This is a genomic window from Klebsiella sp. BIGb0149 (assembly GCF_004362605.1).
Taxonomy (GTDB): domain Bacteria; phylum Pseudomonadota; class Gammaproteobacteria; order Enterobacterales; family Enterobacteriaceae; genus Klebsiella; species Klebsiella terrigena.
The window spans coordinates 174,825-197,244 of record NZ_SNYG01000001.1; the positions used below are offsets into that span (position 1 = coordinate 174,825).

Here is a 22,420-nt window from a genome sequence, read left to right on the forward strand (position 1 = left end):
AGACCTGGTTTACTCTGACTTAGCGCTGCTTGCGGCTTGCTGCTTATCGTCAGAGGCTACTTCCTGCGCTTTCACCTGCACGCCTGGTTTTACTTTTTGCAGTCCGGTGACGATGACGCGATCGCCCGATTTCACCCCGGTAGTGACCAGCCATTTATCGCCAATCGCCTGCGTTGCAGTGACCTGACGAACCTCGACCTTATCGCCTTCGCCCACCACCATTACGCTGGCATCACCGCGCGGAGTGCGGGTTACACCCTGCTGTGGTACCAGCAGTGCGTCAGGGTTGGTGCCTTCTTCCAGACGCGCGCGGACGAACATACCTGGCAGCAGGGAGTTATCCGGGTTCGGGAAGATAGCGCGCAGAGTGATAGAACCGGTGGTCTGATCAACGGTCACGTCAGAAAATTCCAGCGTGCCGCCCTGCGGATACTTCAGACCATCGCTGGTGACCAGCTCGACCTTGGCTTTGCCGTTTTCCTGTTTCAGCTTACCGTTTGCCAGCTCCTGTTTCAGGCGCAGGAAATCGTTGCTCGACTGGGTCACGTCAACGTAGATCGGGTCCAGCTGCTGAACGGTGGCCAGCGCGGTGGTCTGGCCGTTCTGCACCAGCGCACCTTCCGTTACGGCCGATTTACCAATACGACCGCTGATAGGCGACGTGACTTTGGTGTACGCCAGGTTAATACGCGCGGTTTCCACGGCAGCTTTTGCCGCCACGACGGCCGCATTGTTCTGCTGAGCGTCAGCAACTGCGGTGTCGTAGTCTTGTTGACTGATGTATTTGGTGCCTAACAGTTTCTGGTAGCGCTTAACCGTCAGCTGGGTGATATTTGCCGCCGCCTGCGCCTTGGCTAAGTCGCCTTTCGCGCTTTCGTAGCTGGCCTGATAGGTTGCCGGATCGATCTGATAAAGGGACACACCTGCCTGGATATCGCTGCCTTCAGTGAAGTTACGTTTCAGAATAATGCCACTCACCTGAGGGCGAACTTCAGCAACGCGATATGCACTGGTGCGGCCAGGCAGCTCGGTGGTGATTTGTAGAGGTGCGGATTTGAGCGTCACAACGCCGACTTCCGGCATTTGCTGGGCCCCTTGTTGAGCCGGTTTGTCGTCACATCCTGTTAGCGCTAAGCTGCCTGAGAGCATCAGAACGACCGCCAGAGGCGTTAACCCTCTGTTTTTGTTCATATGTAAACCTCGAGTGTCCAATTTCAAATTGTTCAGTGGCTCAAACGACCACAAACCCACTGCTGTGTTTCTATTATGGTCATGCTATGGTACATACATTCACAAATGTATGTAAACGTAACCTCTGTAAACTCATCGACCTATGGCACGAAAAACCAAACAACAGGCACTTGAAACCCGGCAACACATTCTGGACGTTGCTCTGCGTTTGTTTTCGCAGCAAGGCGTATCATCTACCTCGTTGGCAGCAATTGCAAAAGCTGCAGGGGTGACGAGGGGGGCTATCTACTGGCATTTCAAGAATAAATCAGATTTATTTAATGAAATATGGGTGCTTTCGGAGGCCAGCATTAGTGACCTCGAAGTTGAGTATCGGGCAAAATTCCCCAACGATCCACTGTCAGTTGTCCGTGAGATCTTAGTCTATATTCTTGAAGCAACGGTGACAGAAGAGCGTCGGCGGCTGATGATGGAAATCATCTTCCATAAATGTGAGTTTGTTGGCGAGATGGCGGTGGTCCAGGAGGCGCAGCGCAGCCTCTGTCTCGAGAGCTACGATCGCATCGAGCACACCCTCAACGAATGTATTGCGGCGAAGATGCTGCCGGCCAATTTATTAACCCGGCGGGCGGCGCTTTTAATGCGCAGCTACCTTTCTGGCCTGATGGAAAACTGGCTATTTGCGCCGGACTCTTTCGATCTGCAAAAAGACGCGCGCGAATTTGTCGAGACGCTTCTCGAGATGTATCAGTTTTGCCCGTCACTGCGGGCTCCAGCCGAGGCTGCGATCTAGCGCTTCGCGCAAATTCCCGGCCTGAACCGGCGCGAAAAAATGCCGCTATCCGCCGCTATTCGCGCGCGGGTAGAAGTGCTATTCTGCGCGCTGCGACGACCCCCGGTATTCTCCGGCTTCTGCAATCATTCATGTTAACACTATGCTGCATACTATTCGTTGGCGAAACGCCATTTCCGCTTTTGTAATTGTACTGATGTTTTTCGTTGGCAGCCTTGGCGCAACGCGGGCCTTTGCGGCCGATTTACCCGATCGCTCCGAAGTGCAGAGCCAGCTCAATACGCTGAATAAGCAGAAAGAGCTCACCCCTCAGGACAAGCTGGTTCAGCAGGACCTGACGCAAACCCTCGAAACGCTCGATAAAATTGAGCGCATCAAGTCGGAGTCGGCCCAGCTGCGCCAGCAGGTCGATCAGGCCCCGGCGAAAATGCGCCAGGCGGTCGATGGCCTGAACGCGCTCGGCGATGTGCCTGACGATGAGGCCACGCGCAAAACGCTGGCCTCGCTGTCGCTCCGTCAGCTGGAAGCCCGCGTCACCCAGACCCTCGACGATCTGCAAAATGCCCAGAACGATCTGGCGACGTACAACAGCCAGCTGGTTGCTTTGCAAACCCAGCCGGAGCGCGTGCAGAACGCGATGTACTCGGCGTCCCAGCAATTGCAGCAGATCCGTAACCGGCTGAACGGCACCTCGGTGGGGGAGGAGGCCCTGCGCCCAACCCAGCAGAGCCTTCTGCTGACGCAGCAGGCGCTGCTGAACGCGCAGATCGACCAGCAGCGTAAAAGTCTGGAAGGAAATACCGTCCTGCAGGACACGCTGCAGAAGCAGCGGGACTACGTCAGCGCCAACAGCAACCGTCTGGAGCATCAGCTGCAGCTGCTGCAGGAAGCCGTTAACAGCAAGCGGCTGACGCTGACGGAAAAAACCGCGCAGGAAGCGGTAACGCCAGATGAAACCGCACGCATTCAGGCCAATCCGCTGGTGAAGCAGGAGCTGGAGATTAACCACCAGCTTAGCCAGAGGTTGATTTCGGCGACTGAAAGCGGCAACCAGCTGGTGCAGCGCAATATCAAGGTCAAAAACTGGCTCGATCGCGCGCTGCAGTCGGAACGCGATATTAAAGAACAGATTTCGGTCCTCAAAGGCAGCCTGCTGCTGTCGCGTATCCTCTACCAGCAGCAGCAGACGCTGCCGTCTGCCGACGAGCTGGAGGATATGACCAACCGCATCGCCGACCTGCGCCTCGAACAATTTGAGGTGAACCAGCAGCGCGACGCCCTGTTCCAGAGCGACGCCTACGTCGCAAAACTGGAAGAAGGGCACAGCAGCGACGTGAATCCGGAAGTCCACGACGCCCTGCTGGACGTGGTGGATATGCGCCGCGAGCTGCTCGATCAGTTCAATAAGCAGCTGGGTAATCAGCTGATGATGGCGATCAACCTGCAGATTAACCAGCAGCAGCTGATGAGCGTCTCCAGCGCCCTGAAAGCTATCCTGACCCAGCAAATTTTCTGGGTTAACAGCAACAAGCCCATGGACTGGGAGTGGATCAAATCCTTCCCTGAGGCGCTGAAGGGGCAGTTTAAGGCGATGAAAATCACCGTGAACTGGGAAAAAGCCTGGCCCGCCGTCTTTGTGGCCTTCCTTGCCGGGCTGCCGCTGCTGCTGATTGCCGGCCTTATCCGCTGGCGCCTGCAGTGGCTGCGCAGCTACCAGGCAAAGCTGGCGTCGCAGGTCGGGCAGCTGCGTAACGATACCCAGCTGCATACGCCAAAAGCGATTTTGATCGATCTGATAAGAGCGCTGCCGGTGGTGCTGCTGATCCTCGCCGCGGGCCTGATTCTGCTGACGATGCAGCTCAATATCAGCGATCTGCTGTGGGCCTACAGCAAGAAGCTGGCGCTGTTCTGGCTGGTGTTTGGCCTGTGCTGGAAGGTTCTGGAAAAAGACGGCGTGGCGGTAAGCCACTTCAATATGCCGCCGCAGCTCACCAGCCACTGGCGTCGGCAGATTGTCCGCGTCAGCCTGGCGCTGCTGCCGCTGAACCTGTGGTCGGTTATCTCCGAACTCTCTCCGCTGCATCTGATGGACGATGTGCTGGGGCAGTTCGTTATCTTTATCAACCTGCTGCTGATCGCGGTGCTGGTGTGGCCGATGTGCCGCGAAAGCTGGCGCGACAAGGAGTCGCACAGCCTGCGCCTGGCGACCGTCACCGTGCTGTCGATCGTCCCCATCGCGCTGATGGCGCTGACCGCAACCGGCTACTTCTATACCACGCTGCGCCTTGCCGGCCGCTGGATTGAAACCGTCTATCTGGTGATGCTGTGGAATCTGCTGTATCAGACCGTGCTGCGCGGCCTGAGCGTGGCGGCCCGCCGCATCGCCTGGCGTCGCGCGCTGGCTCGCCGTCAGCACCTGGTCAAAGAGGGCGCCGAAGGCGCCGAGCCGCAGGAGGAGCCGACGATTGCGCTGGAGCAGGTCAACCAGCAAACGCTGCGCATCACCATGCTGGTGATGATCGCGCTGTTCGGCATCCTGTTCTGGGCCATTTGGTCGGATCTGATCACTGTATTTGCCTATCTCGACAGCATCACCCTGTGGCACTACAACGGCACCGAAGCCGGCGTCAACGTGGTAAAAAGCGTCACCATGGGCAGCCTGCTGTTTGCGATAGTGGCCTCGATGGTGGCCTGGGCGCTCATCCGCAACCTGCCGGGCCTGCTGGAAGTGCTGATCCTGTCGCGGCTCAACATGCGCCAGGGGACGTCGTATGCGATCACCTCGATTCTGAACTACGCCATTATCGCCATTGGCGCGATGACGGTGTTCGGCTCGCTGGGGGTATCGTGGGACAAACTGCAGTGGCTGGCGGCCGCGCTGTCGGTAGGTTTGGGCTTTGGCCTGCAGGAAATTTTCGGTAACTTCGTTTCCGGCCTGATCATCCTGTTTGAACGCCCGGTACGCATCGGCGATACGGTTACCATCGGGACCTTCTCCGGCACCGTCAGCAAGATCCGCATCCGCGCGACCACCATTACCGACTTTGACCGCAAAGAGGTGATCATTCCGAACAAAGCGTTCGTAACGGAGCGCCTGATCAACTGGTCGCTGTCCGACACCGTTACCCGCGTCGTCATCCGCCTCGGCGTGGCGTACGGTTCGAATCTGGATAAGGTGAAGGAGGTCCTGCTGCAGGCCGCGCACGAGCATCCGAAGGTCATGCCTGAACCTGCGCCGTCGGTCTTCTTCACGACCTTTGGCGCCAGCACGCTGGATCACGAACTGCGTCTCTACGTTCGCGAACTGCGCGATCGCAGCTACACGGTGGACGAACTGAACCGCACCATCGACCGCCTGTGCCGTGAAAACAACATCAACATCGCCTTCAACCAGCTGGAAGTTCATCTGCGTAATGAAAAGGGTGATGAGGTGACGGAGCTGAAGCGTGAAGTTAAAGGGGACGATCCTTCCCCGGCGCTCGGCTAATTAACTCTCGGGGCGGCCGATGCGCCGCCCCGCAGCCCGCTACCGTTCTTCGTTCTGCGCCGATCCCGGCGCGTTCTTTAGCTTGTTTTCATAATCACGGCGAATGATTTCCAGCGCGCCGAGCACCGTGCGCGGGCTGACCTGGTTCTCTTCAAGCAGCATGATTAAATCAACGGCCAGTTTGACTTCATCCGGGGCGTTTTCTAGCGACATTCTCACTCCTTCCGTTAGCGCATCATGCGTGCCAGCACGCTCTCTATTTTTTCCAGCGCATCGCGGCAGCGGGCAAGGCGTCCGGCATAGGCCTCCACCTCTTTCGCCAGGCGCTGCTGCTCATCGAGCGTCGTCGCCTGCAGCCACTGCCGCTGGCGATCGTTGCGCATGGCCAGCAGGCGACGCTCATACTCCTGATGCTTCAGCCGACGTCGCTGCCAGCGGCCCAGCCCCGATGCCGCGCTGTCCCAGCTGCGCAGCGACCAGGTTGCCGTCTCGCGGCTGATGGCGGCAATTTGCGCACTCAGGCGCTCTGCCAGCCACGCAACCTGCGGCAGCTGCCGGTGCGCAACGGCCTGCTGTAAATTGGCAAAATTATGCCGGGCTTCATCCAGATAGGCCTGCATCAGCGTGCTGCGGGTACGGAACAGCTGGCGATCGAAGCGGGCGCTCAGCGTTGCGTGGTTGGCCAGCGGCGCGACCTCTGCGGCCAGCCGGGCAAGCTGCTCTTCCAGCGAGTGTAAAAGCCGGGTTGTTTTCAAATAACTCCTCCCTGGTCTGAGAAGCAACTGTGCTACAGTAGCCACATCTGCTTGATAACGATTCGCATTATGCCACGTATTATTTTAATCATCATTGGCTGGCTGGCGGTAGTTCTGGGAACGCTGGGCGTCTTCCTGCCTTTACTGCCGACGACGCCGTTTATTCTGCTGGCAGCCTGGTGCTTTGCCCGCTCGTCGCCGCGTTTTCATCACTGGCTGCTGTATCGCTCGTGGTTTGGCGGCTACCTGCGCCACTGGCAGCAGCACCGCGCCATGCCGCCCGGCGCTAAGCCCCGGGCGATAGCAATGATTATACTGACCTTTGCCATTTCCCTGTGGCTGGTTAAGCTTACGTGGGTACGCATCATGCTGCTGGTGATTCTGGCCTGCCTGCTGATATTTATGTGGCGTATTCCGGTGGTTGATGCAAAGCAACAAAAGCACTGATGCGCCATAATGCCTGTTGCAATTGTCGCTGACAGTCAGTAAATTCGAGCGTTTTCGAGCGCGGGTACGCCTGGTCAAAGGTTAATCAAATGTTTCCCTGGCCCGTTTGGCGCGTCCGTGAGTAACACCGTTTTTATCAGGCATAAACTTATGACCGCAACTGCACAGCAGCTTGAATATCTGAAGAACAGCATCCAAAGCATTCAGGACTATCCGAAACCGGGTATTCTTTTCCGTGATGTCACCAGCTTGCTGGAAGACCCGCAGGCCTATGCCCTGAGCATCGAGCTGCTGACCGAGCGTTACAGAAACGCCGGCATCACCAAGGTGGTGGGTACCGAAGCGCGTGGTTTCCTGTTTGGCGCACCGGTTGCGCTGGCGCTGGGTGTTGGCTTCGTTCCGGTACGTAAACCGGGTAAGCTGCCGCGTGAAACTATCTCCGAGAGCTACGAGCTCGAGTACGGCACCGACAGCCTTGAAATCCACGTTGACGCCATCAAAGAAGGTGACAAGGTGCTGGTGGTTGACGATCTGCTGGCGACCGGCGGCACCATCGATGCGACCGTGAAGCTGATCCGCCGTCTGGGCGGTGAGGTGCAGGATGCCGCTTTCGTCATCAACCTGTTCGATCTGGGCGGCGAGCAGCGTCTGGATAAGCTGGGCATCAACAGCTACAGCCTGGTTCCGTTCCCGGGTCACTAAGCATTTCCCGATACATAGCCTCGCCGATCCGGCGGGGCTGTGATAGCATGGCCCCTTCGTGATTTCACCTTCCAGCGTTTCAGAGCCAGCCCATGAGTTATCAGGTCTTAGCCCGTAAATGGCGCCCACAAACCTTTGCTGACGTCGTCGGCCAGGAACATGTGCTGACCGCACTGGCGAACGGCTTGTCGTTAGGGCGCATCCATCACGCTTATCTCTTTTCCGGCACCCGCGGGGTAGGTAAAACCTCCATTGCGCGCCTGCTGGCAAAAGGGTTGAACTGTGAAACCGGCATTACCGCCACGCCGTGCGGCGTGTGCGACAACTGCCGTGAAATAGAGCAGGGGCGCTTCGTCGATCTGATAGAGATCGATGCCGCCTCGCGGACGAAAGTCGAAGATACCCGCGATCTGCTGGACAACGTTCAGTACGCGCCGGCCCGTGGCCGCTTCAAAGTCTACCTGATCGATGAAGTCCACATGCTGTCGCGCCACAGCTTCAACGCGTTGTTAAAGACGCTGGAGGAGCCGCCCGCGCACGTCAAATTCCTGCTGGCCACCACCGATCCGCAAAAGCTGCCGGTGACGATCCTGTCGCGCTGCCTTCAGTTCCATCTGAAGGCGCTGGACGTCGAGCAGATCCGCCATCAGCTTGAGCATATCCTCGGCGAAGAGCAGATTGCCTTTGAAGCCCGAGCGCTGCAGCTGCTGTCGCGCGCGGCGGACGGCAGCCTGCGTGACGCCCTGAGCCTCACCGATCAGGCCATTGCCAGCGGCGATGGTCGCCTGACGACGGAGTCGGTCAGCGCGATGCTTGGCACCCTGGACGACGACCAGGCGCTCTCATTAATTGAGGCGCTGGTAGCCGCCGACGGCGAGCGGGTGATGGCAGGCGTTAACGAGGCCGCGTCGCGCGGCGTAGAGTGGGAGGCGCTGCTGGTCGAGATGCAGGGCCTGCTGCACCGCATCGCGATGGTACAGCTGTCGCCTTCGGCGCTGGGCGCCGATATGGCCGCGATAGAGCAGCGGATGCGCGAGCTTGCGCGCACCGTCCCGCCTGCCGATGTACAGCTATACTATCAGACGCTGCTGATTGGCCGTAAAGAGCTGCCCTATGCCCCTGACCGGCGCATGGGCGTTGAGATGACCCTGCTGCGCGCGCTGGCTTTCCATCCGCATAAGCCGCTGCCCGAACCGGAGGTCCGGCCGGTGCCGACCATAGCCGCCGCACCGCAGCAGGCCGCAGCGGCGCCGCCGGTTCAACCACCGCCGCCGCAGAATTTGCCGCAGAACACCAGTCAGGTGCTGGCGGCGCGGAGCCATCTGCAGCGTAATCAGGGAGCACCCAGCCCAAAAAAGAGTGAACCGGCAGCCGCATCACGCGCGCGGCCGGTGAATAACTCTGCGCTGGAGCGTCTGAGTTCGATTACCGAGCGCGTGCAGGCACGACCTGCTGCAGCGGCGCTGGAGCAGGCCCCGGCGAAGAAAGAAGCCTATCGCTGGAAATCGACGACCGTCGTCGAAACGGTGAAGGAAGAAGTCGCCACGCCGAAGGCGCTGAAGAAAGCGCTGGAGCATGAGAAAACCCCGGAGCTGGCGGCAAAGCTTGCCGTTGAAGCGGTCGAACGCGATAGCTGGGCGGCGGAAGTTAACCAGCTTGCGGTGCCGAAGCTGGTCGAGCAGGTGGCGCTCAACGCGTGGAAAGAGCAGGACGGTAACCGTATCTGCCTGCATCTGCGGCCGAGCCAGCGGCATCTCAACTCCGCTGGCGCGCAGCAAAAGCTGGCGGAAGCGCTCGGCGTTTTATACGGCGCAGCGGTTGAACTGACCATCGTGGAAGACGATAATCCCGCGATGCGCACGCCGCTGGAGTGGCGGCAGGCAATTTATGAAGAGAAGCTCACGCAGGCGCGTGAAGCGATTATTGCGGATAACAACATCCAGACGCTGCGCCGATTCTTCGATGCAGACCTGGATGAAGAGAGTATTCGCCCCATTTGATGACAAGTTCGACTTGCCATCATCATCCTTAACGATGACCTACTGAGAGAGAAGCCTATGTTTGGTGGAAAAGGCGGCCTGGGTAACCTGATGAAGCAGGCCCAGCAGATGCAGGACAAAATGCAGCAGATGCAGGAAGAGATTGCCCGGCTGGAAGTGACCGGTGAATCCGGCGCAGGACTGGTTAAAGTCACCATCAACGGCGCGCACAACTGCCGTCGCGTGGAGATCGACCCAAGCCTGCTGGAAGATGACAAAGATATGCTGGAAGACCTCGTGGCTGCGGCCTTCAACGACGCGGCGCGCCGCATTGAAGAGACCCAGAAAGAGAAAATGGCCTCCGTCTCTTCCGGTATGCAGCTGCCGCCTGGCTTTAAGATGCCGTTCTGATGCAAACCAGCCCGCTGTTAACTCAGCTTATGGAAGCACTGCGCTGCCTGCCTGGCGTTGGCCCGAAGTCGGCGCAGCGTATGGCGTTTACGCTACTTCAGCGCGATCGTAGCGGCGGGATGCGTCTGGCGCAGTCATTGACGCGCGCCATGTCGGAAATCGGCCACTGTGCCGATTGCCGCACCTTCACCGAGCAGGAGGTGTGCAATATTTGCAGCAATCCGCGCCGCCGGGAGAACGGGCAGATCTGCGTGGTGGAGAGTCCTGCGGACATCTACGCCATCGAGCAGACCGGGCAGTTTTCCGGCCGCTACTTCGTCCTGATGGGCCACCTGTCGCCGCTTGACGGCATCGGCCCGGATGACATCGGGCTTGACCGCCTGGAGCAGCGACTGCGTGACGAATCGATGCAGGAAGTGATCCTCGCCACCAACCCCACGGTGGAAGGCGAAGCGACCGCGAACTACATTGCCGAACTCTGCGCGCAGTACGGCGTAGAGGCCAGCCGCATCGCCCACGGCGTGCCGGTTGGCGGCGAGCTGGAGATGGTTGACGGCACCACGCTGTCGCACTCCCTCGCCGGACGGCATAAGATCCGGCTTTAGTCCGACATTCAGGCTGCTGGCGCGCGTCGTCCGCAGCCTGAATTATTTCGCGCATTCGGCATTTTTCGCCGCCGTTGCTTGAAAAATTTTCCTCCCGTCCCCATCTCACACTCAACGGTTTTTTTACCATTAAACATGGCATTGTTGAGGTTAAGCTAGATGAAAGGACAAGAAACTCGCGGTTTTCAGTCAGAAGTAAAACAGCTTCTGCACCTGATGATCCATTCCCTCTATTCCAATAAAGAAATCTTCCTGCGCGAGCTTATTTCCAACGCCTCCGATGCGGCCGACAAGCTGCGCTTTCGCGCGCTGTCGCAGCCGGATCTCTACGAGGGCGACGGTGAGCTGCGCGTACGGGTCTCTTTTAACAAAGACGACCGCACTCTGACCATCGCCGACAACGGCATCGGGATGAATCGCGACGAGGTTATCGATCATCTCGGGACGATTGCCAAATCCGGCACCAAATCGTTCCTCGAGTCGATGGGCTCCGATCAGGCCAAAGACAGCCAGCTGATCGGTCAATTTGGCGTCGGCTTCTACTCCGCGTTTATCGTTGCCGATAAGGTCACCGTACGCACGCGTGCCGCGGGCGACAGCGCCGAAAACGGCGTATTCTGGGAGTCCGCCGGCGAAGGTGACTACACCGTTGCCGACATCACCAAGGCCGATCGCGGGACCGAGATCACCCTGCATCTGCGCGAAGGCGAGGATGATTTCCTCAACGACTGGCGCGTGCGCTCGATCATCAGCAAATACTCCGACCATATCGCGCTGCCGGTAGAGATTGAAAAACAGGAAGAAGTTGACGGTGAAACCGTTATCTCCTGGGAGAAAATCAACAAGGCGCAGGCGCTGTGGACGCGCAATAAGTCGGAAATTAAAGACGACGAGTACCACGAGTTCTATAAGCACATTGCCCACGACTATAGCGATCCGCTGACCTGGAGCCACAACCGCGTTGAAGGGAAGCAGGAGTACACCAGCCTGCTGTATATCCCGTCCCAGGCGCCGTGGGATATGTGGAACCGCGATCATAAACATGGCCTGAAGCTGTACGTTCAGCGCGTCTTCATCATGGATGACGCCGAGCAGTTCATGCCTAACTACCTGCGCTTCGTCCGCGGCCTCGTTGATTCCAACGACCTGCCGCTGAACGTATCGCGCGAAATCCTGCAGGATAGCAGCGTCACCCGCAACCTGCGCAGCGCGCTGAGCAAGCGCGTGCTGCAGATGCTGGAAAAGCTGGCGAAAGACGATGGTGAAAAATATCAGACCTTCTGGCAGCAGTTCGGCCTGGCGCTGAAAGAGGGCCCGGCGGAAGACGCTGCGAACCAGCAGACCATTGCTAAGCTGCTGCGCTTCGCCAGCACGCATACCGACTCCGCCGCCCAGACCGTGTCGCTGGAAGAGTACGTCTCCCGCATGAAAGAAGGGCAGGAGAAGATTTACTACATCACCGCCGACAGCTACGCCGCCGCGAAGAGCAGCCCGCACCTCGAGCTGCTGCGTAAGAAAGGCATCGAAGTGCTGCTGCTCTCTGACCGCATTGACGAGTGGATGATGAGCTATCTGACCGAGTTCGACGGCAAGGCGTTCCAGTCGGTAGCCAAAACCGACGAGTCGCTGGATAAGCTGGCGGATGAAGTCGATGAAAGCACCAAAGAGGCCGAAAAGGCGCTGGAGCCGTTCGTTGACCGCGTGAAAACGCTGCTGGGCGAGCGGGTGAAAGAGGTTCGTCTGACCCACCGTCTGACCGATACGCCGGCCATCGTCACCACCGATGCGGATGAGATGAGCACCCAGATGGCGAAGCTGTTCGCCGCTGCGGGCCAGGCGGCGCCGGAAGTGAAGTACATCTTTGAACTGAACCCGGCTCATCAGCTGGTTAAACGCGCCGCGGATACCCAGGATGATGCTCAGTTTGGCGAATGGGTTGAGCTGCTGCTCGATCAGGCGCTGCTGGCCGAGCGCGGTACGCTGGAAGATCCTAACCAGTTTATCCGCCGCATGAACCAGCTGCTGGCATCCTAACTCCTGCCCTCAATACCCTCTCCCGAAACGGGGGAGGGTATCTGCCTCAAACCTTCTGAAATACCCTCTTCAGCCAAAATAAACTGACCATTAACCGTTTCAGCCGTTCTGCCTTCCTTGAGCCATCTGCGTTCTGGTGGTATGGTTTAGCGTTTTTGAAAAATAGAATCGACTTTTGAGGGGATTTTCGTAATGCGTATTATTCTGCTTGGCGCTCCGGGCGCGGGTAAAGGAACTCAGGCTCAGTTCATCATGGAGAAATACGGTATTCCGCAAATCTCTACCGGTGATATGCTGCGCGCGGCTGTGAAATCTGGCTCTGAGCTGGGTAAGCAAGCCAAAGACATTATGGACGCCGGCAAGCTGGTGACCGATGAGCTGGTGATTGCGCTGGTGAAAGAGCGTATTACCCAGGAAGATTGCCGCAACGGTTTCCTGCTCGACGGCTTCCCGCGCACCATTCCTCAGGCTGACGCCATGAAAGAAGCGGGCATCGCCGTCGATTACGTCCTTGAGTTTGACGTACCGGACGAGCTGATCGTCGATCGCATCATCGGTCGCCGCGTCCACGCCGCTTCCGGCCGCGTTTACCACATCAAATTCAACCCGCCGAAGGTTGAAGGCAAAGACGACGTGACCGGCGAAGAGCTGAGCACCCGTAAAGACGATCAGGAAGAGACCGTGCGTAAGCGCCTGGTGGAATACCATCAGATGACCGCGCCGCTGATCGGCTACTACCAGAAAGAAGCGCAGGCGGGCAACACCCAATACGCCAAAGTTGACGGCACCAAAGCCGTGGCTGAAGTTCGCGTTGAGCTGGAAAAAATCCTCGGCTAATCCCGTGCGTTCTCATCCCGTCATTACGGGGTGAGAACACCTCTCATTCTACCTTTTTCTATGATTGGTTCCGTTTAGCGCCATTTCAGCTACAATTGGCTGCGATTCAAATGGTTAAGAGGCGGTAATGCATCAGACGAAAACAGGTATCTTGCTGGCCAATTTAGGCACTCCCGATGCGCCCACGCCCGACGCGGTGAAGCGCTATCTGCGACAATTTCTGAGCGACAAACGGGTCGTTGATACGCCTCGTCTGCTGTGGTGGCCGCTGCTGCGCGGCGCGATCCTCCCTCTGCGCTCCCCGAGGGTGGCGAAGCTTTACCAGGCGGTATGGATGGAAGAGGGCTCGCCGCTGATGGTCTACAGCCGTCAGCAGCAGCAGGCGCTGGCCGCCCGACTGCCGGAGACGCCGGTAGCGCTGGGGATGAGCTACGGTTCGCCTGCGCTTGAAAGCGCCGTGGACGAGCTGCTGGCCCAGGGCGTTGACCATATCGTGGTGCTGCCGCTCTATCCCCAGTACTCCTGTTCCACCGTGGCGGCGGTATGGGACGAGCTGGCGCGGATCCTCGGCAAAAAGCGGGCGATCCCGGGAGTCTCCTTTATCCGTGATTATGCCGACGACGTGGACTACATTGCGGCGCTCGCCGCCAGCGTTCGCGCTTCGTTTGCCGAACACGGCGAGCCGGACGTGCTGCTGCTCTCCTATCACGGTATTCCGCAGCGCTACGCCCGCGAAGGGGATGTTTACCCGCAGCGCTGCCGCGATACCACCCGTGAACTGGTCTCCGCGCTGGATCTCTCTCCCGACCGGGTGATGATGACCTACCAGTCGCGCTTTGGCCGCGAGCCGTGGCTGACTCCGTATACCGACGAGACGCTGAAAATGCTGGGCGAGCAGGGCGTGAAGCACGTCCAGGTTATCTGTCCTGGATTTTCCGCCGACTGCCTGGAGACGCTGGAAGAGATTGCCGTGCAGAACCGCGAGTTCTTCCTCGAGGCCGGCGGGCAGAAATATGAATATATTCCCGCTCTCAACGCCGACGCTGCGCATATTGAAATGATGGTTAACCTGACGGCAGCGTATCGCTAATCGCGTGCGGCGCGGGGAATATGCTACTATTCCCCGCCTGTCCACTGCCACTAAACCACCACTATGAAATTTCCCGGTAAACGCAAATCTAAACACTACTTCCCCGTCAACGCCCGCGATCCGCTGCTGCAGCAAATTCAGCCGGAAAATGAATCCGCTATCTCCTGGGTGGTCGGCATCGACCAGACGCTGGTAGATATCGAAGCGAAAGTGGATGAGGCGTTTATCGAGCGCTACGGCCTGAGCGCCGGACATTCGCTGGTGATTGAAGATGATATCGCCGAGGCGCTTTATCAGGATCTGCTGCATAACGATCTTATCACCCACCAGTTTGCCGGTGGCACCATCGGCAATACCATGCACAACTATTCGGTGCTGGCGGACGATCGCTCGGTGCTGCTTGGCGTGATGTGCAGCAATATCGACATCGGCGGCTACGCCTATCGCTATCTTTGTAATACCTCCAGCCGTACCGATCTTAACTATCTTCAGGGCGTGGACGGGGCGATCGGCCGCTGCTTCACCCTGATCGGCGACTCCGGCGAACGCACCTTCGCCATCAGCCCAGGGCACATGAATAAGCTGCGTCCGGAAAGTATCCCGGAAGAGGTGATTGCCGGCGCCTCAGCGCTGGTCCTGACCTCTTATCTGGTGCGCTGCAAGCCCGGCGAACCGATGCCGGACGCCACGATGAAAGCGATTGAGTATGCGAAAAAACACGACGTGCCGGTGGTGCTGACGCTGGGCACCAAATACGTCATTGCCGACAACCCGCAGTGGTGGCAGGACTTCCTGAAGGAAAATGTCTCGATTCTGGCGATGAACGAAGAAGAGGCCGAGGCGCTGACCGGGCTTGCCGATCCGCTGCTGGCCTCGGATAAGGCGCTGGAGTGGGTGGATCTGGTGCTATGCACCGCCGGGCCTGCGGGCCTGTATATGGCCAGCTTCACCGAAGACGAGGCGAAACGCAAAACCCAGCACCCGCTGCTGCCGGGAGCCATTGCCGAGTTTAATCAGTACGAGTTCAGCCGCGCGATGCGCCATCAGGATTGTCAAAATCCGCTGCGTATTTACTCCCACATCGCCCCGTACATGGGCGGGCCTGAGAAAATCATGAATACCAACGGTGCCGGCGACGGCGCGCTGGCGGCGCTGCTGCACGATATCACGGCCAACAACTACCACCGCAATAACGTCCCCAACTCCAGCAAGCACAAGTGCAAGTGGCTGACCTACTCATCTCTGGCGCAGGTGTGCAAATACGCGAACCGCGTGAGCTATCAGGTACTGAATCAGCACTCGCCGCGTTTAACCCGCGGGCTGCCGGAGCGGGAAGACAGCCTCGAAGAGGCGTACTGGGAGCGCTAGGCGCGTTTCCCTCGCCGCAGGGGGAGGGAAACCGTTAGACGGACAGGAGCGCCCTCAGCCGAGGCGAGAGGGCGTCAGAGCCTAGCCGGTGACCACTTCACCCGCCGGCGGCGTTTCCAGCAGCAGCAGCATGGCGCGGGCGATTTCGCGCTCGCCCATGACCACCTGGTTCGCGCCGCGTTCGACAATATAGTCCACTTCGTCATCATAGTGCGCGCGGGCGATAATCTCGATGTTCGGACACTTCTCGCGCGCAGAGGCCACAATTTCTCCCGCCTCGTAGCCGTTAGGGATGGTCAGAAGCAGCCAGCGGGCGCAGTCCAGATGCGCCAGATTCATAATCTCTTCGTTTGCCGCATTGCCCAGCACCGCGCGGATGCCGCGTTCGCGCAGCTCGTCCACGCGGGTGCGTGACGTTTCGATAACCACCAGCGGAATACCCTGCGCCATCAGCTTCTCGCCGAGCAGGCTGCCGACGCGGCCAAAGCCGACCAGCAGCGCGTGATTGCAGATATCGACCGGAATTTGCTTCTCTTCTTCCAGCACCTCTTCGAGGGTTTGCTCATCGAGGGTTTCGGTTTTATCGAGGTATTTCTCCAGCAGCGCGAACAGCACCGGGTTGAGCATAATGGAGATAATCGCCCCGGCAAGCACCAGGTTTTGCCCGGCCTGCGGCAGCAGATCCAGCGCCATACCGAGGCCGGCGAGGATAAAGGCGAACTCGCCGATTTGCGCCAGGCTGGCGGCGATGGTCAGCGCGGTGCGCGGAGAGTGGCCGAACATCCGCACGAGGAAGTAGGCCACCACCGATTTACCGAAGATGATAATCGCCAGCGTTGCCAGCACCGCCAGCGGCTGCTCCAGCAGGATCATCGGGTCGAACAGCATGCCAACGGAAACAAAGAACAGTACCGCGAACGCGTCGCGAAGCGGCAGCGTATCGTGGGCGGCGCGGTGGCTGAGTTCGGATTCGTTGAGCACCATGCCGGCGAAAAAGGCACCGAGGGCAAAGGAGACGTCAAACAACTCAACCGCGCCGAAGGCAATGCCGAGCGCCAGCGCCAGCACCGAAAGCGTAAACAGTTCGCGCGAGCCGGTCGCGGCGCTGCGCGACAAAATCCACGGCACCAGGCGGCGGCCAACCAGCATCATAATGGCGATAAAGGCGACGACTTTACCGATAGTAATGCCCATATCCACGGCCAGCGACGCCAGGCCGACGTCGCCTTTTTCCGTCATTCCGGCGACGGCGGGCAGCAGGACCAGCGTCAGCACCATCACTAAATCTTCGACGATGAGCCAGCCGATGGCGATTTGCCCTCGCTGGCTATCAATAAGCTGGCGTTCTTCCAACGCGCGCAGCAGCACCACGGTACTGGCGGTAGAAAGACACAGGCCAAAAACGATACCGGTCATAAGCGACCAGCCCAGCATCGCTGAAAGCGCCATACCTAGCAGCGTTGCCACGCCTATCTGGGCAATCGCGCCGGGGATGGCTATCGACTTTACCGCCATTAAATCTTTTAAAGAGAAATGCAGACCGACGCCGAACATCAGCAAAATGACCCCAAGCTCGGCCAGCTCTGGCGCCAGCTTGGTATCAGCGACAAAACCCGGGGTAAAAGGGCCGGAGAGTACGCCCGCTAACAGGTAGCCCACCAGTGGAGAAATACGTAGCTTATTGGCGATCATGCCAAAAATAAAAGCGAGGACCAGCCCGCCGACAATGGTGGTGATAAGCGGTGTTGCGTGGTGCATTCCGTCTCCTTGCATGTGGTGAGCCAATCCATTTTCGGTATTAAGCACCTCATCCTTCAGGCTGCCTCGGCGTTAGCTTCGCGCGTTCATCCTGCTCGCGGCCCTGATGCAACTCGAATGGTTTGGTGCATAAACCTAAAAAACCGAGTAATAGTTTATGACACTTTTAGCCGTTTTGTTTATGAATAATTATTGAATTATGCCGAAAACTGGAATTAGCCCGCAAAAAAGCACAGATCGGAAAACAGGGGCAGGTAATGCCGGGCGATCCTGATGGGGTAAGGGGTGACGGCAGCCAAACTTTCACTTTGGCTGCCGTATAATCACGCTTTTTGATGATTGTTAGGGAGGAATATCGTCAATATGCCGAGCAGAGGCAGGAAAGCGCAGATTTTATAGACCAGCTCGATACTGGTGTGATCGGCTAACAGCCCCAGCACCGCGGCTCCCAGGCCGCCCATTCCGAATGCAAAGCCGAAGAACAGGCCGGAAACCATGCCAATTCGGCCCGGTAATAGCTCCTGGGCGTAAACCAGAATGGCAGAAAACGCCGATGCGAGGATAAAACCAATTATCATGGTCAAAATCCCCGTCCACTCGAGGGTGGCATAGGGTAAAATAAGGGTAAACGGCGCTACGCCAAGGATAGAGCCCCAAATTACGTATTTCCGCCCGATTTTATCGCCGACAGGCCCGCCAATCACCGTTCCTGCGGCAACCGCGAACAGGAAGATAAACAGGTGAATCTGCGCATTTTGGATCGATAAGCCAAACTTATCCATCAGATAAAAGGTGTAATAGCTGCTAATGCTCGCCATATAGAAGTATTTCGAGAAAATAAGCATCAGCAGGATGCTTACCGCCAGAATAACTTTATTTTTGGGCAGCGGATTGGCGATGACGGCCTTAGGTTTACCTTTGTTCATCCGATGCTGCGCGGCGTACCAGCGGCTGATTTGCGACAGCACAACGATAGCCAGCAGCGCGGCCAGCACGAACCAGGCAACGTTGCCTTTGCCGTAAGGGGCAATGATGACCGCCGCCAGCAGCGGGCCCAGCGAGCTGCCAAAGTTTCCGCCAACCTGGAACAGCGACTGCGCCAGGCCGTGGCGTCCGCCGGAGGCCATGCGCGCCACGCGAGAAGATTCCGGATGGAAGACCGAGGAGCCGGTACCGACCAGCGCGGCGGCCAGCAGCACCGTGCCAAAGCTTCCCGCCAGCGCCAGCAGCACCAGCCCGCAGAGGGTAAAGCACATGCCAACGGGCAGCGACCACGGCATCGGGTGCTTATCGGTTATATAGCCCACCACCGGCTGCAGGAGCGAAGATGCGAGCTGGAAGGTAAGGGTGATCATGCCGATCTGCACAAAGGAGAGGGAGAACTCCGACTGTAGCAGCGGGTAGATCGCGAGGATCAGCGACTGGATCATATCGTTCAGCAGGTGGGAAAGGCTGATGGCCCCCAGAATGCGAAACGAGGTGCGTGCTTTTTGCGGCGGCGCAGCGGAGCCGGATAAGGGTTGAGCGGTCTGATTCATTGCCATAGATTCACTTAAAGGTTCTTATTAGAGGATGCAGGTGGAATTATTATCTGACTAACATACCCGCGCCTAAGGTTTGAAGGAAGCCGCAATTCTGAAAACATATTTGTCTAATGGCTTAACTCGCTATACTTTCGGCACTTGTTATTAAATCAGGGAGTGAAAGATGCAATTTGTGAAACAGGGCGTGGCGCTGGCGTTATTGGCGGCGCTATCGCTGGGAAGCCTGTCGGCGCAGGCCTATGAGCAGGATAAAACCTATAAAATCACCATCCTGCATACCAACGATCATCACGGACATTTCTGGCGCAGCGATTACGGTGAATACGGCCTGTCGGCGCAAAAAACGCTGGTGGACGGTATTCGCAAAGAGGTTGCCAGCGAGGGCGGCAGCGTGCTGCTGCTATCCGGTGGCGATATTAATACCGGGGTTCCGGAGTCTGATTTACAGGATGCGGAGCCTGATTTTCGCGGCATGAACCTGGTGGGCTACGACGCGATGGCGGTGGGCAACCATGAGTTTGATAATCCGCTCAGCGTGCTGCGCCAGCAGGAGAAGTGGGCTAAATTCCCGTTCCTGTCGGCCAATATTTACCAGAAAAGCACCGGTGAGCGCCTGTTTAAGCCCTGGGCCCTGTTTAAGCGCGGTGGGCTGAATATCGCGGTGATTGGCCTGACGACGGACGATACGGCGAAAATTGGCAACCCGGAGTACTTCACCGATATTGAATTCCGCAACCCGGCGGAAGAAGCGAAGCTGGTGATTCAGGAGCTGCAGCAGAATGAAAAGCCGGACGTCATTCTGGCTACGACCCATATGGGCCATTATGACAACGGCGCTCACGGTTCGAATGCCCCGGGCGACGTGGAGATGGCGCGCAGCCTCCCTGCCGGAGCGCTGGCGATGATTGTCGGCGGTCATTCGCAGGACCCGGTATGCATGGCGGCGGAGAATAAAAAGCAGGTGGACTACGTTCCCGGTACGCCGTGCGCGCCGGACAAGCAAAACGGCATCTGGATCGTCCAGGCGCACGAATGGGGTAAATACGTGGGCCGCGCGGATTTTGAATTCCGCAACGGTGAAATGAAGCTGGTGCACTATCAGCTGATCCCGGTCAACCTGAAGAAAAAGGTGACCTACGACAACGGCCAGAGCGAACGCGTGCTCTATACGCCGCAGATCCCGGAAAACGCGCAGATGCTATCGCTGCTGACGCCGTTCCAGAATAAGGGCAAAGCGCAGCTGCAGGTGAAAATCGGCAGCGTCAACGGTCATCTTGAGGGCGATCGCAGCAAGGTACGCTTCGTGCAGACCAATATGGGACAGCTGCTGCTGGCGGCGCAGATGGCGCGCAGCGGAGCCGATTTTGCGGTGATGAGCGGCGGCGGTATCCGCGACTCCATCGAAGCCGGGGATATTACCTATAAAGACGTGATGAAGGTGCAGCCGTTCGGCAACGTGCTGGTGTACATCGATATGAACGGCCAGGAGGTGACGGAATATCTCACCGCCGTGGCGCAGATGAAACCGGATTCCGGGGCCTATCCGCAGTTCGCCAACGTCAGCTTTGTGGCGAAAGACGGCAAGCTGAATGATTTGAAAATCAAAGGCCAGCCGGTCGATCCGACGAAAACCTACCGCATGGCGACCCTGAGCTTTAACGGCACCGGCGGCGACGGCTATCCGCACATCGACGCTAAGCCAGGCTACGTCAACACCGGGTTCATCGACGCAGAGGTGCTGAAGGAGTATATCCAGAAGAACTCCCCGCTCGACGCGGCGGTGTTTGAGCCGAAAGGCGAGGTGAGCTGGCAGTAACGGGACCGCATCGCTCGCCGGGTTGTGGGTTCAGCCCGGCGAAGCGCAGCGCGATCCGGCTGCGAGGATTAATCGCGGCGGGCGATATCGGCGAACTTCGCATCCAGGATTTTCGCCAGATCGCTGGCCGCCAGCTCGATATCCAGCCCGCGCCTGCCGCCTGAGATATACATGGTGGCAAACTCCTGTGCCGGGGCGTCAATCACCGTCGGCAGGCGTTTTTTCTGTCCAAGCGGGCTGATTCCGCCGACCAGATAGCCGGTTACCCGCTGCGCCACCATCGGGTCGGCCATATCTACTTTCTTCGCGCCCAGGGCTTTGGCCACTTTTTTCAAATCCAGCTGACCAGCAACCGGGGTGACCGCCACGGCCAGATGCTTCATATCCCCGTTGAGCGCCACCAGCAGCGTTTTATAAACCCGATCGGCGTTCAGGCCGAGCTTGCGCACCACTTCGTCGCCGAAATTGGTTTCGCCGGGATCGTGATCGTAGCTGTGGATCGTAAAAGCAATTTTGTTTTTTTCGAGTAACTTAACGGCGGGAGTCATCGCTATCCTTCTTACCAACCGATCTAATGTACGTTAAGCATACGCCTGATGATTGTGTAAAAAATAGTACCATCTTGCGCAATAGTATTGGCAGTGATGGTCACTTTGAGCGACAATCGAACGATCCGAGGTGCGAATCTCGGGATAATAATAATGATGAAATTCCTCTTTGACGGGCCAATAGAAATATTGGCCATTTTTTTACGTCAGCATATCAGGCAGGTTCCCTTCACCGTATAAATGCAGCGCGCCGACGGCGACAACGTAGCGCCCCGGAGGCAGAGCCAGCAGCGTCTCGCGCCAGGCGAGGTTGCGCTGATGCATCAGAACATCGTACAGCGACTGGCTAAAGGTCGTGGGCAGCGAGGTCGCCCCTTTTGCCGGCGGCTGCTCCAGCCACCAGCCGATCATCACCTGCAGAAGACGGGCGTTGGTTCGCCAGTGGGTCAGCGTGTCTTCCAGCAGCGCCAGCCCGCCGTCGGGCAAATCGCGCAGCAGCGCAATCTGGCTATCGGTCCCCTCCAGCTCCATCACCCGCACGCGGCTTTCGCGCGCCGCCATCAGCAGCTGATAATCAATCCCGTAATCCGGACGAAGCCCCAGCTTTTGCGCCTGGGTCGCCTGCAGCACCATGGCAACCTGCCACAGCGGCTGGCTGTCGAAGAGGGCGGTTGCCAGCCCCAGCTCCGCGGCGCGGGCTTCCAGCTCAACGCGCTGTTCGGGACTCAGGCGCTCGGCCAGCGGCGGATAAGAGGGGAGGTTGCTGAAGGGCGTTTCGTTCCCGGTAATATCGGCTTCCACAATCAGCGCATCGGCCTGGCGAATTTTTTTCAGCAGCCTTGCCGGGGGCGGCGCCATATCGCGGGTGCCCATATGAATGCTGCCGACGAGGTGCAGATAGCGTCCGCCGGGGAGGGTAACATCCAGCGCCGGCCAGGAATAAGACGGGCCAACGGCGGCTCGCCACAGCATTTTTATTCGGTTTAACAGGCCCATACGCGCTCCGCAAAGTGAAGAACTCATGCTAGCGCGCGCGGCCTGAGGGTGCAAGCGTG

General features: G+C 58.3%; 19 protein-coding genes and 1 other annotated feature. Of the genes, 12 read left to right on the forward strand and 7 right to left on the reverse strand.

The window, feature by feature from the left end; genetic code table 11:
- Positions 1 to 9: 9 nt before the first annotated feature.
- Positions 10 to 1,191 carry a multidrug efflux RND transporter periplasmic adaptor subunit AcrA gene (acrA, locus tag EDF75_RS00860; protein WP_133596460.1) on the reverse strand — a complete coding sequence of 394 codons (1,182 nt, stop codon included), beginning with the start codon at positions 1,189 to 1,191 and terminating at the stop codon, positions 10 to 12.
- 142 nt (positions 1,192 to 1,333) lie between these two features.
- On the opposite strand from acrA, the gene acrR reads away from it, so the two are divergent.
- Positions 1,334 to 1,984 carry a multidrug efflux transporter transcriptional repressor AcrR gene (gene acrR, locus EDF75_RS00865; protein ID WP_133596461.1) on the forward strand — a complete coding sequence of 217 codons (651 nt, stop codon included), beginning with the start codon at positions 1,334 to 1,336 and terminating at the stop codon, positions 1,982 to 1,984.
- Positions 1,985 to 2,126: 142 nt separating this feature from the next.
- Positions 2,127 to 5,471, forward strand: a complete 3,345-nt coding sequence (gene mscK, locus EDF75_RS00870) for a mechanosensitive channel MscK (protein WP_133596463.1) — start codon at positions 2,127 to 2,129, stop codon at positions 5,469 to 5,471.
- Positions 5,472 to 5,510: 39 nt separating this feature from the next.
- On the opposite strand, the gene rsmS is transcribed toward mscK, so the two are convergent.
- Together rsmS and priC are read right to left on the reverse strand one after the other, a co-directional pair.
- On the reverse strand, positions 5,511 to 5,684 hold the full coding sequence (gene rsmS, locus EDF75_RS00875; RefSeq protein ID WP_072051774.1) for a pleiotropic regulatory protein RsmS: 174 nt from the start codon (positions 5,682 to 5,684) through the stop codon (positions 5,511 to 5,513).
- Between the two features lie 14 nt (positions 5,685 to 5,698).
- Complete coding sequence (gene priC / locus EDF75_RS00880) at positions 5,699 to 6,226, reverse strand: primosomal replication protein N'' (protein ID WP_133596465.1); 528 nt, start codon at positions 6,224 to 6,226, stop codon at positions 5,699 to 5,701.
- Positions 6,227 to 6,295: 69 nt separating this feature from the next.
- Between priC and EDF75_RS00885 the strand changes: the two genes are divergently transcribed.
- From EDF75_RS00885 to EDF75_RS00925, 9 genes are all read left to right on the forward strand, one after another.
- On the forward strand, positions 6,296 to 6,673 hold the full coding sequence (locus EDF75_RS00885; RefSeq protein ID WP_041147537.1) for a DUF454 family protein: 378 nt from the start codon (positions 6,296 to 6,298) through the stop codon (positions 6,671 to 6,673).
- 150 nt (positions 6,674 to 6,823) lie between these two features.
- Positions 6,824 to 7,375 (forward strand): adenine phosphoribosyltransferase, encoded by a 552-nt coding sequence (apt, locus tag EDF75_RS00890; RefSeq protein WP_041144362.1) that lies wholly within the window; start codon positions 6,824 to 6,826, stop codon positions 7,373 to 7,375.
- 92 nt (positions 7,376 to 7,467) lie between these two features.
- On the forward strand, positions 7,468 to 9,375 hold the full coding sequence (gene dnaX / locus EDF75_RS00895) for a DNA polymerase III subunit gamma/tau (protein ID WP_133596467.1): 1,908 nt from the start codon (positions 7,468 to 7,470) through the stop codon (positions 9,373 to 9,375).
- Positions 8,708 to 8,772, forward strand: a sequence feature (DnaX frameshifting element). It overlaps the preceding gene by 65 nt.
- Positions 9,376 to 9,432: 57 nt before the next feature.
- On the forward strand, positions 9,433 to 9,765 hold the full coding sequence (locus EDF75_RS00900; RefSeq protein ID WP_041144364.1) for a YbaB/EbfC family nucleoid-associated protein: 333 nt from the start codon (positions 9,433 to 9,435) through the stop codon (positions 9,763 to 9,765).
- Entirely contained in the window at positions 9,765 to 10,370 is a 606-nt protein-coding gene (gene recR, locus EDF75_RS00905) for a recombination mediator RecR (RefSeq protein ID WP_041144365.1), read from the forward strand. The genes EDF75_RS00900 and recR overlap by 1 nt, the downstream gene beginning before the upstream one ends.
- 159 nt (positions 10,371 to 10,529) lie before the next feature.
- Complete coding sequence (gene htpG, locus EDF75_RS00910; RefSeq protein ID WP_132511343.1) at positions 10,530 to 12,404, forward strand: molecular chaperone HtpG; 1,875 nt, start codon at positions 10,530 to 10,532, stop codon at positions 12,402 to 12,404.
- Between the two features lie 192 nt (positions 12,405 to 12,596).
- The gene (gene adk, locus EDF75_RS00915; RefSeq protein ID WP_128878903.1) at positions 12,597 to 13,241 is read left to right on the forward strand and encodes an adenylate kinase; all 645 of its coding nucleotides are present in this window, start codon (positions 12,597 to 12,599) and stop codon (positions 13,239 to 13,241) included.
- A 127-nt stretch (positions 13,242 to 13,368) separates the two neighbouring features.
- Positions 13,369 to 14,331 (forward strand): ferrochelatase, encoded by a 963-nt coding sequence (hemH, locus tag EDF75_RS00920; RefSeq protein WP_133596469.1) that lies wholly within the window; start codon positions 13,369 to 13,371, stop codon positions 14,329 to 14,331.
- A gap of 63 nt (positions 14,332 to 14,394) precedes the next feature.
- On the forward strand, positions 14,395 to 15,699 hold the full coding sequence (locus EDF75_RS00925; protein ID WP_133596471.1) for an inosine/guanosine kinase: 1,305 nt from the start codon (positions 14,395 to 14,397) through the stop codon (positions 15,697 to 15,699).
- A gap of 81 nt (positions 15,700 to 15,780) precedes the next feature.
- Here EDF75_RS00925 and ybaL read toward each other — a convergent pair whose 3' ends face one another.
- Positions 15,781 to 17,457, reverse strand: a complete 1,677-nt coding sequence (gene ybaL / locus EDF75_RS00930; RefSeq protein WP_045854259.1) for a YbaL family putative K(+) efflux transporter — start codon at positions 17,455 to 17,457, stop codon at positions 15,781 to 15,783.
- Positions 17,458 to 17,780: 323 nt separating this feature from the next.
- On the reverse strand, positions 17,781 to 19,001 hold the full coding sequence (locus EDF75_RS00935) for an MFS transporter (RefSeq protein ID WP_076944705.1): 1,221 nt from the start codon (positions 18,999 to 19,001) through the stop codon (positions 17,781 to 17,783).
- Positions 19,002 to 19,164: 163 nt separating this feature from the next.
- Between EDF75_RS00935 and ushA the strand changes: the two genes are divergently transcribed.
- On the forward strand, positions 19,165 to 20,817 hold the full coding sequence (gene ushA, locus EDF75_RS00940) for a bifunctional UDP-sugar hydrolase/5'-nucleotidase UshA (protein ID WP_133596473.1): 1,653 nt from the start codon (positions 19,165 to 19,167) through the stop codon (positions 20,815 to 20,817).
- A 68-nt stretch (positions 20,818 to 20,885) separates the two neighbouring features.
- On the opposite strand, the gene ybaK is transcribed toward ushA, so the two are convergent.
- A complete protein-coding gene (gene ybaK, locus EDF75_RS00945; protein WP_133596475.1) occupies positions 20,886 to 21,365 on the reverse strand; it encodes a Cys-tRNA(Pro)/Cys-tRNA(Cys) deacylase YbaK in 480 nt (159 codons plus the stop codon).
- 201 nt (positions 21,366 to 21,566) lie between these two features.
- On the reverse strand, positions 21,567 to 22,361 hold the full coding sequence (locus EDF75_RS00950) for a TraB/GumN family protein (RefSeq protein WP_133596477.1): 795 nt from the start codon (positions 22,359 to 22,361) through the stop codon (positions 21,567 to 21,569).
- Between the last annotated feature and the right edge of the window lie 59 nt (positions 22,362 to 22,420).

Excerpts from the sequence above, each read along its gene's own strand:
- acrA (WP_133596460.1), bottom strand. The coding sequence starts at position 1,191 with ATGAACAAAAACAGAGGGTTAACGCCTCTGGCGGTCGTTCTGATGCTC.
- EDF75_RS00950 (WP_133596477.1), bottom strand. The coding sequence starts at position 22,361 with ATGGGCCTGTTAAACCGAATAAAAATGCTGTGGCGAGCCGCCGTTGGC.
- ybaL (WP_045854259.1), bottom strand. The coding sequence starts at position 17,457 with ATGCACCACGCAACACCGCTTATCACCACCATTGTCGGCGGGCTGGTC.
- recR (WP_041144365.1), top strand. The coding sequence starts at position 9,765 with ATGCAAACCAGCCCGCTGTTAACTCAGCTTATGGAAGCACTGCGCTGC.
- htpG (WP_132511343.1), top strand. The coding sequence starts at position 10,530 with ATGAAAGGACAAGAAACTCGCGGTTTTCAGTCAGAAGTAAAACAGCTT.
- dnaX (WP_133596467.1), top strand. The coding sequence starts at position 7,468 with ATGAGTTATCAGGTCTTAGCCCGTAAATGGCGCCCACAAACCTTTGCT.
- mscK (WP_133596463.1), top strand. The coding sequence starts at position 2,127 with ATGCTGCATACTATTCGTTGGCGAAACGCCATTTCCGCTTTTGTAATT.
- apt (WP_041144362.1), top strand. The coding sequence starts at position 6,824 with ATGACCGCAACTGCACAGCAGCTTGAATATCTGAAGAACAGCATCCAA.
- rsmS (WP_072051774.1), bottom strand. The coding sequence starts at position 5,684 with ATGTCGCTAGAAAACGCCCCGGATGAAGTCAAACTGGCCGTTGATTTA.
- ybaK (WP_133596475.1), bottom strand. The coding sequence starts at position 21,365 with ATGACTCCCGCCGTTAAGTTACTCGAAAAAAACAAAATTGCTTTTACG.
- EDF75_RS00935 (WP_076944705.1), bottom strand. The coding sequence starts at position 19,001 with ATGGCAATGAATCAGACCGCTCAACCCTTATCCGGCTCCGCTGCGCCG.
- EDF75_RS00900 (WP_041144364.1), top strand. The coding sequence starts at position 9,433 with ATGTTTGGTGGAAAAGGCGGCCTGGGTAACCTGATGAAGCAGGCCCAG.
- hemH (WP_133596469.1), top strand. The coding sequence starts at position 13,369 with ATGCATCAGACGAAAACAGGTATCTTGCTGGCCAATTTAGGCACTCCC.
- acrR (WP_133596461.1), top strand. The coding sequence starts at position 1,334 with ATGGCACGAAAAACCAAACAACAGGCACTTGAAACCCGGCAACACATT.
- EDF75_RS00885 (WP_041147537.1), top strand. The coding sequence starts at position 6,296 with ATGCCACGTATTATTTTAATCATCATTGGCTGGCTGGCGGTAGTTCTG.
- adk (WP_128878903.1), top strand. The coding sequence starts at position 12,597 with ATGCGTATTATTCTGCTTGGCGCTCCGGGCGCGGGTAAAGGAACTCAG.
- ushA (WP_133596473.1), top strand. The coding sequence starts at position 19,165 with ATGCAATTTGTGAAACAGGGCGTGGCGCTGGCGTTATTGGCGGCGCTA.
- EDF75_RS00925 (WP_133596471.1), top strand. The coding sequence starts at position 14,395 with ATGAAATTTCCCGGTAAACGCAAATCTAAACACTACTTCCCCGTCAAC.